The following is a 10,804-nucleotide window of genomic DNA, read 5'->3' on the forward strand; positions in this document are numbered from 1 at the left end:
GGGGAAGCCGATCCGCGACCCGCGCCACGGCTCGACATCCCGGCGTCACCCCACGCTCACCTCGGGATGGCACGATTGTGGCGTGTCCACCACCGGAGCGCGCCCACTGCGCGCCAACGTGCAGGTCGTCGCCCACCGAGGCGCCTCCGACACCGTCCCCGAGCACACGCTCGCGGCCTATCTCCAGGCCATCGAGGACGGCGCCGACGCACTCGAATGCGACATCCGACTGACCGCCGACGGCCACCTGGTCTGCGTCCACGACCGCAAGGTCGACCGGACCTCCAACGGCCGCGGCATCGTCTCGACGCTGGAGCTCGCGGAGTTGTCCGCGCTCGACTTCGGCTCCTGGAAGGAATCCGGCCGGGAATCCGGCGTCGACCGCGAACACCCGGACGAGCCGGAGGCGCCCGACTGGGACCGCACCTCCGTTCTCACCCTGGAACGCCTGCTCGAACTCGTGGTCGACGCGCCGCGCCCGGTGCGCCTGGCGATCGAGACCAAACATCCCACCCGGTACGCGGGCCTGGTCGAGCGCCGCCTGGTCGACCTGCTGGAGCGCTTCGGCCTGGCCGAGCCGGCCGACGAGGACCCGTCGCTGATCCGGGTGATGAGCTTCTCCCAGCTTTCCCTGCGCCGGATGCGGCTGATGGCGCCCTCGCTGCCCACCGTGTTCCTGATGGAGCACGTGCCGCTGCTCTTCCGCGACGGCACGCTGCCCCGCGAGGTGCGGATCGCCGGCCCCAGCATCGACATCGTCCGGGCCCATCCGCGCTACGTCGCCCGCCTGCACCGGGCCGGACACCGGGTGCACGTGTGGACCGTGGACACCCCCGAGGACGTCGAGCTGTGCCTGCGACTCGGCGTGGATGCCATCATCACGAATCGGCCACGACAGGTCCTGGCCCAGGTGTCCGGTTAGCCCCTATTGGGGGGCGTACGCTGGTAGCCTTTCGCGGCGTTATATCCGACTTGGCGGGATCGCATACCCCTATACGCCCCTGGGCGAGTCGGAGCGCGTGCCGCGCCGCCGTTTCCCGTCCGCCGGCATCGGGCATCTCAAGCCCGACGCGCGAGACATGTGCGCGAGGCAGGCGTGTGCACGAAGGAGGCCGGGGGTGGCAATGGTCGTGGCCCGTGGGGTGCCCGATTCCGCGGCGGTGTTGGTACCGCACGCTCCGGTCGGGGTGTCCGCGGCTCGGCACCGTCTCGCCACCGACCTCGACGACCGCGGCATCGCCCGGGGTGTCGTGGACGACGCGGTGCTGATCCTCTCCGAATTGTTGAGCAACGCGCTGCGGCACGCCCGCGCGCTGCCCTCCGGCAACGTCCGCGCCGCGTGGTGGGTGCGCCCCGACGGCCTCCTCGCCATCGAGGTCACCGACGGCGGCAGCTCGACCCGCCCGCGCCAGGCCAGTCCGTCCCTGAGCGCGCACGGCGGCCGAGGATTGTCGATCATCGGCACCCTCGCCGCCGACTGGGGCGTGCGCGGCACCCCCGACGAGGTCACCGTGTGGGCGCTGGTTCCGATCGAGTCGAGCGCCGCCGACCGCCTGTGGGACGAATTCGACCTGGACGCGGTGGACCCCCTCGACTGACCCGCCCGACCGACCCGACCCCGACCGACCCGACCACCCGCCCCCTCGGCCGCGTGTTCGAGCGTCACCCCATGCCCGCGGAACTCAGTACCCTCGGATCCGGTGAGTCGTCGACCACCATCCCCCCGACACCGAGGCGGAGAGACCGCAGCATGGGCAAGAAGGCCGCGCTGAAGGGCCACACCGGCAACAAGACCCAGACCGCAGCCGCCACGGGATCCGTCCCGGCCGTCGGCGGTCGCGAACCCTGCCCGTGCAATTCGGGCCGCCGGTACAAGGCGTGTCACGGGCGCGAGGCGGCCTCCGCCGCCGAGACGCTCGTCCTGCGTCCCTTCCAGGGACTGCCGAACGAGTGCGACTGGATCGCGCTGCGCGAGCTGGTCCCGGCCGCGACCGCACAGCTCAAGCTCACCGGCGAGCACGCCGAGCAGACCGTCACCCTGGCGACCGTGCTGCCGATGGCCTGGCCCGCGCTGCGTCGCGCCGACGGCACCATCCTGGTCGGCCTCCAGACGCACACCAGTTCGGGCGACGTCTCCCGGGACCTGGCGCACGCGCTCGAGCGCGCGCTCGCGCAGGAGGACGGCACGTCGGTGGCCCCCGGCCCGCTGCCCGAGTCGGGCGACCGCCTCCAGGACCTGCTCGACCTGTCCCACCCGCTGGAGATCACCGTCCACCAGGGCTTCGACTTCTGGGTGGACGACCCGACGGCGATGAACGCCGAGGTGAGCGCGTCGCTGGAGCGGGCGAACGCCGCGGCGATGCCGACCGTACGGCTGACCTCGGTCGACGCCGCGTACTGGTGCGGCACCACCGAGAAGAACCACCTGCGCTGGGTGATGCCGCACGCGGAGGAGGAACTGCTCGACGCGATCGCCCGGCTGCACGCGGCCGGCGAGTCGAGCCTGGGCGAGGGCACCCGCTTCGTCGGCTCGTTCCGCGCGCACGGCCTGCTCGTCCCGGTGTGGGATCTGCCGACCTCGATGTCCGCCGAGGACGTGGAGAAGCCGGCCCGCGAGTTCGGCGAGCGTCTGGCCGCGGCGATGGCGGACACCAGCCCGCTGACGCCACGTCAGCGCAGCGCCCGCAACGGTCTGCTGAACCGCCAGATCACCCTGAACTGACCCGAGGCGAACCCCTACCCGAGCACCCGGATCGACCCCGATCCGGGTGCTCGGGTACATCCGCGCCCGCCACACGGAACACCGGACGGCGGGCTAGGCCCTGTCCGATTCCGCGACTCGGGGCACCAGCGTCGGCGAGCCCACGACCGTGCCCTTCCCCCCGGTCCCCTCGCCCTTCACCCCGACGGCCTCCGGCTTCGTCCCGGACGACGACCCGCCGACCTGCGACCGTGGCTCCCCGGCCGCCGCCGGCAGCTCGACCACGACCGTCAGGCCCGCCCCCGGCTCGGTCTCGATCCGCACCTCGCCCCGGTTGGCGGCCACGCCCGCCCACACGATGGCCATGCCAAGACCACTGCCCGTGGCCGCGCCGGCGCCGCCCGCCGTACCGTTCGCACCGTGCTCCCGCGCGGCCCGGAAGAAGCGGTCGAAGATGCGCTCGGCGTCCTGCGGCCGCATTCCCGGCCCCTCGTCGCGCACCCGCAACACGACCCGCCGCTCCCCGCCGTCGCCCTTGCCCTCGCTTTCGGACACCGACACGCGCACGGCCGCGGACACCGGCGTATGCGTCCGCACCTTGGCCAGCAGATTGCCGACGATCTGACGCAGCGTCGTCTCGTCGGCCAACGCCACACACGCCCGGGGTGTGTCCACGTGCACCGGCCGGTCCGGTTGCTGCGCGCTCAGGTCGGCGACCGCGTCGCGCACCACACCCACCAGGTCGATCGGCCGCGACAACAATCGGGGGCGCTGGTCCAGCCGGGCCAGCGCCAGCAGTTCGTCCACCAGCCGGGCCATGCGCTCGGCCTCGGCCGCCATCCGGGCCAGGGCCCGGGTGCGCTCCTCCTCCGAGGCCAGCATGCCCTTCTCGTACAGCTGCAGGTAGCCGCGGATCGCCGCCAGGGGCGTCCGCAACTCGTGTGACGCGTCGGCCACGAACCGCTTGAGGTGCGACGCCGCGTGCTCGCGGATCTCGAACGCCGACTCGACCTGCTGCAACATCGCGTTCAACGCGGTCCGCAACTGCTCGACCTCGCTGAACGAACGTTTGCGCGTACCCACTCGCGCGGACAGGTCGGGCCGGTCCGGACCGCCCTCGGCGATGCCCGACGCGGTTTCGACCATGTCCTCCAGGGGTCGCAACCGCCACCGGGCACCGAAGTACATGAACGCGCCCAGCAGCACCAACAGGGAGCCTCCGGCCAGAAGTTCGAAGTGGACCACCTTGTCCACCACACCGTCGACGTCCTCGGTCGAGCGGGCCAGGAGGATGTAGTTGCCGTCGCCCAGGCGTGCCGAGACGACCCGGTAGGGCTCGCCCGCGAGCGAGATCGCGCGCGGTTCGTCGTGCCATGAGGGATCGCCCGGCTCGCGGACGACCGCCGCCAGGGCCCGCTGCAAGGCGTCCGGCGCCCGGTCGCCGACCGGCAGGGCGGTGCCCCGCGCGTCCACCACCGCGAAGGTCTTGCCGTCGAGGCCGGCCGACATCAACGCCTCACGCAGGCTCGCGGTCGAGGACAGCAGGGACAACTTCGCCATGTCGACGCCGACCCGCTCGATGCCGGTCCGGCCCGCGGTCAGGTCCTCGTCGACCCGGGACTCCAGGTAGTGCCGAATGCCCATCATGCTGAACCAGATCAGCAGCGCCAGCCCGATCGCGAGCACCGCGATGCTGCTCAGCGCCAGGTGCGCCCGCATGGCGACGATGTGCGGACGCTGCCGGGCCCGGCGCAGGAACCCCCGCCCCCGCGAACCCGGCGGCACGATCTCGTTGCAGCTCTCTTTCCCGCGTCCGCCGCTCATGCCCCGCGGTCCGCCGTCCGGCGCAGCCCGTACCCCACACCCCGCCGCGTGGTGATCAGCGGCGGCCCGTCCGGCACGAGCGGGTCGAGCTTGCGGCGCAGGTAGGAGATGTACGTCTCCACCACCGTCGACTCCACCACGTGCTCGTACCGCCACACCTCGCGCAGCAGTTGCTCCTTCGGCACGATCCGGTCGCCGTGCCGGATCAGGTGGCGGAGCAGCGCGAACTCGGTCGGGGTCAGCTCCACGTCGCGACCGCCCCGGCGCGCGGTGTACGTCGCCTCGTCCAACTCCAGGTCGCCGTGTCGCAGTACGGGCGGCGGCGGGGGCGGCGGCGTGCTCTCGTCCGGCGTCGGCCGGGTGCGCCGCAGCACCGCACGCGTGCGGGCGACCAGCTCGTCGACGTTGAACGGCTTGGTGATGTAGTCGTCGCCGCCGAGGGTGAGTCCCTTGACCACGTCGGCGGGCGAGTCCCGGGCGGTGAGGAACACAACCGCGATCTCCGGTCGTTCGGCGCGCAGCACGCGGCACACCTGGCGTCCGTCGCCGTCGGGGAGCGAGATGTCGAGGAGCACCACGTCGGGCCGCGCCGTACGGGCCGCGGCCAGCGCCGCGTGCACACCGTCGGCCGTGACCACCTCGAACCCGTGGAAGCGCAGGGTGATCGCCAGGACGTCGGCGATGCTCGGCTCGTCCTCGACGACCAGGACCGTGGCGCCCGCGCGCGGCTGGCTGCTGCTCATGTGCCCAGTATCCGGGGGAAGTTTGCGGAACCCCATGGGACAGCTTGAGAGCTTCCTGTGAGTCGACCGTGCGCCCGCCGGGCGACCCATCGCGCCGAACCAGTCTGGGCCCAGCACGCACGACCGGGCCGCGAGGCCCACACGAGGAAGGAATCGACCATGGCCGCCTGGGCGCGATGGTGTCTCAAACATCGGTGGACGGTGCTGCTGCTGTGGGCGGCCGCGCTGTTCGGCACGGTCGCGGCGAGCGCGGCCTTGGGCAGCGCGTACTCCAACGTGTTCAAGATCCCCGGGACCGAGTCCTCGACCGCGTACGAGCGCCTGCAGAAGGCCTTTCCCGACGCCTCCGGCGATGTGGACAACGTGGTGTGGCAGACCGAGCGGGGCAGCGTGCACGACGCCGCGGTCCGCGATCGGATGACCGCGCTGCTCGCCGACATCGCGCGGATGCCCGATGTCGGCCGGGTGGTCGGCCCGTACGACGCGGAGGGCGCCGGCCAGGTCAGCAAGGACGGCCGGATCGCGTTCGCCCAGGTCACCTTCGTCAAGCAGCAGTTCGAGCTGGAGACCGGAAATCTCAAGGACCTGATCGACCGCGCCGAGGCGGCTCGGGCGCCCGGACTGCGCGTCGAACTCGGCGGCCCCGCGATCGAGGCCGCTCAGGAACCGCCGGCCGGACTCGCCGAGACGGTGGGTGTGGTCGCGGCGGGCATCATCCTCTTCCTCGCCTTCGGGTCCCTGTTCGCGATGCTGCTCCCGCTGATCAGCGGGGTGTTCGCGGTCGGTACCGGTATCGCGTCGGTGATCCTGCTCAGCCACGTCACCGACATCCCCGAGACCGCGACGCTCCTCGGCAGCCTGATCGGGCTCGGCGTGGGCATCGACTACGCCCTGTTCATCGTGACGCGGCATCGCAACGGCCTCAAGGCGGGGCTCCCGCCCGACGAGGCGGCGGTGCGGGCGCTGGACACCTCCGGCCGGGCCGTGGTGTTCGCCGGCGGCACGGTGTGCGTCGCGCTGCTCGCGCTGTTCACCGTCGACATCACCCTGTTCGACGGCATCGCGATCAGCACCACGCTCGTCGTGGTGCTCACCGTGCTCGCCTCCTCCACCCTGCTGCCCGCGCTGCTCGGCCTGCTCGGCCCGCGTGTGCTCAGCCGCCGCGAACGCCGGCAATCGGCCGAGCGGTCCGCGGCCGGCACGGCCCTGCCGAGCGAGGAGGTCGGGCGCACCGCCGCGCGCTGGGCCCGCCTGGTGCAGCGTCGCCCCCGCACCCTGGGTCTGGTCGCGCTGGTGGTCATGGGGCTACTGGCGATCCCGGCCCTGTCGCTCCGGCTCGGCGCCAACGACCAGGGCAATCAGCCCACTTCCCAGACCGTGCGACAGGCCTACGACATGCTCGCCGAGGGCTTCGGTCCGGGCTTCAACGGCCCGCTGCTGATGGTCGCCGAGCTGCACGGTCCGCAGGACCGGCAGGCGCTGGACACGCTGATCGCCGACGTCCGCCGCACCCCCGGCGTGGTGCGTGTGGTCGAGGCGCCGGTGCCCGCCGACGCCGGCGGGCTCGCCGCCCAGACCCGGGCCATCCAGGTCGTGCCGTCGACCTCGCCGCAGGCCGAGGCCACCGACAAGCTGATCGACACCCTGCGCGAGCGCACCGTGCCCGCCGCCGCCGAGGGCAGCACACTGAAGGTGCACATCGGCGGCGAGACCGCGTTGCAGAAGGACTTCGCCGCCGTGGTCGGCGACCGTATGCCGGGGTTCATCGCCCTGATCGTGGGGCTGGGCGCGCTGCTGATGCTGATCGCCTTCCGCAGCGTGCTGGTACCGCTGACCGGCGCGCTGATGAACCTGATCGCCGCGTGCGCGTCGTTCGGGCTGCTGGTCGCGATCTTCCAGTGGGGCTGGGGGATGGACCTGCTCGGGCTGGGCAAGGAGGGGCCGATCATCTCCTTCCTGCCGGTCATCATGCTGCCGCTGCTGTTCGGGTTGTCGATGGACTACCAGGTCTTCCTGGTCAGCCGGATGCACGAGGAGTGGCTGCACACCGGCGACAACGCCCGGGCGGTACGCGTGGGTCAGGCCGGCACCGGGCGGGTGATCAACTCGGCCGCGCTCATCATGATCTTCGTGTTCTCCTCGTTCGTGCTCAGCGGCGACCGCGGCGCGATGATGGCCGGGCTCGGCCTGGCGGGCGCGGTCGCGCTGGACGCGTTCATCCTGCGCATGGTGCTCGTCCCCGCCCTGATGCACCTCCTCGGCCGGGCCAACTGGTGGTTGCCCGGATGGCTCGACCGGGTGTTGCCGCACGTGGCGGTGGACCCGCCCGAGCGGCCCGTCGGCGACTCGCCGGGCACCAAGGAGGACCCGCGCGAGGAGATGGTTCCGGCCGGTCGATAGCGGACCGGATCCGGCCGGCGCGCCCGCGTCGGCGCCGGTCCGAAAATCGCCCGCACGCCCGGCAATCGGGCGTGCGGGCTCGGTCACGACCGGCCGACGAGGGCCCCGGATTGGAGATCCGCCGGCTTGTTGTTACCTTTGAAGCAGCTCGGTCGCTGATGCATCCCCCGTCTTCAGCGGCCGGGCCCTTCGATTTTCCGGGCCTTTTCCGCTTTCGCGCCGCGCGTTTTCCGCATCGACCGACCGGAATTTTTTCACCGTTCGACGGTGAATTCTCCGCATTCGTCGGTCGCTGCCCCGGTCGTATTCGGCGTGCCGCCGGACCGGGGTGTCGCGGTACCGCGGGTTCAGCGCTGAGCGGTCGCCGACCCCGCACGGAGCAGCTTGTTCAGGCCGTCCTTGGAGGCCAACTCGGCCACCGCGGACCAGCCGTCGAGGCTCTTGGCGGTGCGCACGCGCGGGCTGTCGCAGCGGCCCTCGGTGTCCTTGGGCTCGACCGTGCAGGTCACCCGCAGCGTGGTGCCGCCGGGCTGGAGCACGCTCATCACCAGCAACAGCGGGTCGGGCGTGGGGTTTCGGTAGTAGACCCGACCCCAGGCCTCCGAGCCGTCGCGCTCGACACAGGTCTGCGCCCGGACACCCTTGGGACCGTCGATCGCCTTGCCGCACACGCTCTCCGTGCCGGCGGCCGGCGAAGTGGCCGCGGGAGTCCCGGACTTGGTGGCGGACTTGCCGCCGAGCAGCTCCAGCAGTCCGGCCGAGCCGGAACGGTCGCCCTCGGCGACACCGTTGCCGAAGTCGGCGGCCTTGTTCGCGCTCGGGCGGGTGCTCGGTCCCGAGTCGGCGGTGTGGCGGCCCTTGTCCGAGCCCACCGAGTCCGCGGAGGCGGCGGCGAGCGGGACGACGAGGCACAGGCCCACGACCGCGCCCAGGGCCACGGTGCGGACGTGACCGGTGCGTGGGCGCTGCATGGTGTCTCCTAGCGCGCGAAGCCCCCTTCCACATCCGGCCCGACGAGCGGGACTTCGGTGCGGAACGGGGCCGGAATGATCGGCGCGCCGAGCCTATCGCGCCGCCACGACGTGCAGCGATCACCACATGTTGCGGTTACGCCACAACGATCACTCCACCGCGTGACGGCGCGCCCTTTTCGCACCCGGGTTCGGGCTGCGCGGATCGGGCTGTACGGATCGGCCGGTACGGATCAGGCTCTGGGCTCGGCATGTTGGCAGGTGTCCACCAGCGTGCGGACCAGGTCCGCCACGGCGGGCAACCACGGCCCGCCCGCCGTCGGATCACCCGACGGCGCCGGTGGTCGGGCCCAGCGCAACTGGCCACCCTGCACCCGCGACGGCGGCAGCGCGAGATAGCCGCCGTCGCCGTGGAAGCGCAGGGTCGAGGGCACCATGCCGTACCGATCGAGCCCGTATCGGTCCAGCAGGTCGCCCAGTTCGCCCAACTCGTAGGGCTCGACCAGGAACGCGTAGCGGCCCGGCGCGGCGACGACCGGTCCGGTACGCACACCGAGCCGGGCGAGTTGGTCGAGCGAGCGGGCACCGGCTTCCGACGGCACGCTCAACGCCGCCACCCGCCCACCCGTCGCCAGGATCACCGACGCGTCCGGTGACTGCTGCCACCACCAACGCGCCATTCGTTCGTCACAGGTGGCCGCGAGCAGGGGAGGTTCACCCGGATGGGCGCCCGGCACGCGGCAATCGGTCGCACCACATCGACACACGCCCGACCAGCGGTCGTAACCGACGCCGGGAACCACGGGCCAGCGCCATCTCGCACACGTCAGCACGGCCGACATCAGTGCGGTGCGTTCCCTCCGTCGTCTTCCGAGGATCTCGCGCAGCATGCGCTCGTTCCTTTCCGTGAACGTGGAAGCACTATGCGTGATACTCAGGTACTCCGCAGCCGACCATGACGAGGCCGCTTGGCGGCACATGGCGCGAGGTGGCGCAGGGGTGGCGAATTACGGTGCCCGGTACGGGTGTTGCCCTCGCGAACCGGCCCCGAGGCGGGAGATGGGGGCTCCCGAGCGGACCGTTGTGCCATCCGTTGCTGCGGTTTGCGCTGCGGTTGGGTCGGTTGGTCTCTGCCTGCGCCGGCACCGCGTCCGAATCGACACCGCGCCTGTTCCAGCACTCCTCACCGAGGACGACGAACGGCCGGCCCTCGGAGGTTCCGCAGATGTCACGAGACCGCGATCACAGGATCTCCTGGAGCATACCCGCGATGTGGCTCCCTTCCGTTGTACCCCCATCCCCTCGGACCTTCACGCCGCCGCGCCGCGGCGTTGGGCAGTACGGGTGGAACCCGCGCCATCCGGATCAATGGCGAGCGACTCGTAGGATCACGCCATGGCGGAGCACACGACCGGCACACCGACCGGCGACACGGCCGTGGTGATCCCGGCATACGACGAGGCACGGCGGATCACGGCCACGGTCGAGGCGGCGCGCTCGATCACGGGCGCGGATCTCGTGGTGGTGGTGGACGACGGGTCCGCGGACGACACGGCCGGGCTCGCCCGGGCGGCCGGCGCGGTGATCGCCCGGCACGGCCGCAATCGCGGCAAGGCCGGGGCGATGGAGACCGGCGCCGCCGTGGTCGCCGCGATCGACCTGCGCGAGGGCCGGGAGCACCCGCGTCACCTGCTGTTCCTGGACGCGGACCTGGAGGGTACGGCCGCCGCCGCGGCGGCGCTGGTCGAGCCGGTGCGGGCCGGCAGGGCGGCGATGACCATCGCGGTGTTGCCGCCGCAGGCGCGGGCCGGCGGCGGGCACGGGTTCGTGGTGCGCGCCGCCCGGGACGGGATCGCCCGGGCCAGCGGGTTCGCCGCGACCCAGCCGCTGTCCGGGCAGCGCTGTCTGACCCGCGAGGCGTTCGAGGCGGCGCTGCCACTCGCGGACGGGTTCGGCGTGGAGACGGGGCTGACGATCGACCTGGTCCGCGGGGGGTTCGCGGTCGAGGAGGTCGAGGTGGAGTTGCACCACCGGGTCACCGGCACCGACTTCGCCGCGCAGCGCCATCGGGCCCGGCAGTACGCGCACGTGGCCCGCGCGTTGGCCGCGCGGGGCGCGGCCGGGGCGCTGCCCGGGGCGATCCGCGGGCGTGGCTGAACCGGTGA

The 10,804-nt window shown here is 72.2% G+C and carries 9 protein-coding genes; 5 read left to right on the forward strand and 4 right to left on the reverse strand.

Annotated elements, in window-relative coordinates; all coding sequences use genetic code 11:
• Positions 1–82: 82 nt before the first annotated feature.
• The 3 genes from ACH4XV_RS31375 (at position 83) to ACH4XV_RS31385 (ending at position 2,722) form a co-directional block, all read left to right on the forward strand.
• Positions 83–922, forward strand: coding sequence for a glycerophosphodiester phosphodiesterase (locus tag ACH4XV_RS31375; RefSeq protein WP_395795716.1), 840 nt, complete (start codon positions 83–85; stop codon positions 920–922).
• A 202-nt stretch (positions 923–1,124) separates the two neighbouring features.
• Entirely contained in the window at positions 1,125–1,598 is a 474-nt protein-coding gene (locus ACH4XV_RS31380; RefSeq protein WP_078976390.1) for an ATP-binding protein, read from the forward strand.
• A gap of 152 nt (positions 1,599–1,750) precedes the next feature.
• A complete protein-coding gene (locus ACH4XV_RS31385) occupies positions 1,751–2,722 on the forward strand; it encodes a DUF5926 family protein (RefSeq protein WP_380003225.1) in 972 nt (323 codons plus the stop codon).
• 93 nt (positions 2,723–2,815) lie between these two features.
• Here the strand turns inward: ACH4XV_RS31385 and ACH4XV_RS31390 are convergent, their stop codons facing one another.
• The gene (locus ACH4XV_RS31390) at positions 2,816–4,525 is read right to left on the reverse strand and encodes a sensor histidine kinase (RefSeq protein ID WP_395795718.1); all 1,710 of its coding nucleotides are present in this window, start codon (positions 4,523–4,525) and stop codon (positions 2,816–2,818) included.
• Positions 4,522–5,268, reverse strand: coding sequence for a response regulator transcription factor (locus tag ACH4XV_RS31395; protein ID WP_395795720.1), 747 nt, complete (start codon positions 5,266–5,268; stop codon positions 4,522–4,524). The genes ACH4XV_RS31390 and ACH4XV_RS31395 overlap by 4 nt, the downstream gene beginning before the upstream one ends.
• Positions 5,269–5,427: 159 nt before the next feature.
• On the opposite strand from ACH4XV_RS31395, the gene ACH4XV_RS31400 reads away from it, so the two are divergent.
• Entirely contained in the window at positions 5,428–7,668 is a 2,241-nt protein-coding gene (locus ACH4XV_RS31400; protein ID WP_395795722.1) for an MMPL family transporter, read from the forward strand.
• A gap of 347 nt (positions 7,669–8,015) precedes the next feature.
• On the opposite strand, the gene ACH4XV_RS31405 is transcribed toward ACH4XV_RS31400, so the two are convergent.
• A complete protein-coding gene (locus ACH4XV_RS31405; RefSeq protein WP_395795724.1) occupies positions 8,016–8,639 on the reverse strand; it encodes a hypothetical protein in 624 nt (207 codons plus the stop codon).
• A 233-nt stretch (positions 8,640–8,872) separates the two neighbouring features.
• The gene (locus tag ACH4XV_RS31410; protein WP_380003230.1) at positions 8,873–9,619 is read right to left on the reverse strand and encodes a bifunctional DNA primase/polymerase; all 747 of its coding nucleotides are present in this window, start codon (positions 9,617–9,619) and stop codon (positions 8,873–8,875) included.
• A gap of 415 nt (positions 9,620–10,034) precedes the next feature.
• Here ACH4XV_RS31410 and ACH4XV_RS31415 point away from each other — a divergent pair, with 415 nt between their 5' ends.
• Complete coding sequence (locus tag ACH4XV_RS31415; RefSeq protein ID WP_395795725.1) at positions 10,035–10,796, forward strand: glycosyltransferase family 2 protein; 762 nt, start codon at positions 10,035–10,037, stop codon at positions 10,794–10,796.
• Positions 10,797–10,804 lie beyond the last annotated feature (8 nt).

Origin of the sequence: Embleya sp. NPDC020630 (assembly GCF_044334985.1) — a bacterium.
In the GTDB taxonomy this organism is placed as follows: Bacteria; Actinomycetota; Actinomycetes; order Streptomycetales; family Streptomycetaceae; genus Embleya.

Excerpts from the sequence above, each read along its gene's own strand:
- ACH4XV_RS31380 (WP_078976390.1), top strand. The coding sequence starts at position 1,125 with ATGGTCGTGGCCCGTGGGGTGCCCGATTCCGCGGCGGTGTTGGTACCG.
- ACH4XV_RS31385 (WP_380003225.1), top strand. The coding sequence starts at position 1,751 with ATGGGCAAGAAGGCCGCGCTGAAGGGCCACACCGGCAACAAGACCCAG.
- ACH4XV_RS31390 (WP_395795718.1), bottom strand. The coding sequence starts at position 4,525 with ATGAGCGGCGGACGCGGGAAAGAGAGCTGCAACGAGATCGTGCCGCCG.
- ACH4XV_RS31395 (WP_395795720.1), bottom strand. The coding sequence starts at position 5,268 with ATGAGCAGCAGCCAGCCGCGCGCGGGCGCCACGGTCCTGGTCGTCGAG.
- ACH4XV_RS31400 (WP_395795722.1), top strand. The coding sequence starts at position 5,428 with ATGGCCGCCTGGGCGCGATGGTGTCTCAAACATCGGTGGACGGTGCTG.
- ACH4XV_RS31405 (WP_395795724.1), bottom strand. The coding sequence starts at position 8,639 with ATGCAGCGCCCACGCACCGGTCACGTCCGCACCGTGGCCCTGGGCGCG.
- ACH4XV_RS31410 (WP_380003230.1), bottom strand. The coding sequence starts at position 9,619 with ATGTGCCGCCAAGCGGCCTCGTCATGGTCGGCTGCGGAGTACCTGAGT.
- ACH4XV_RS31415 (WP_395795725.1), top strand. The coding sequence starts at position 10,035 with ATGGCGGAGCACACGACCGGCACACCGACCGGCGACACGGCCGTGGTG.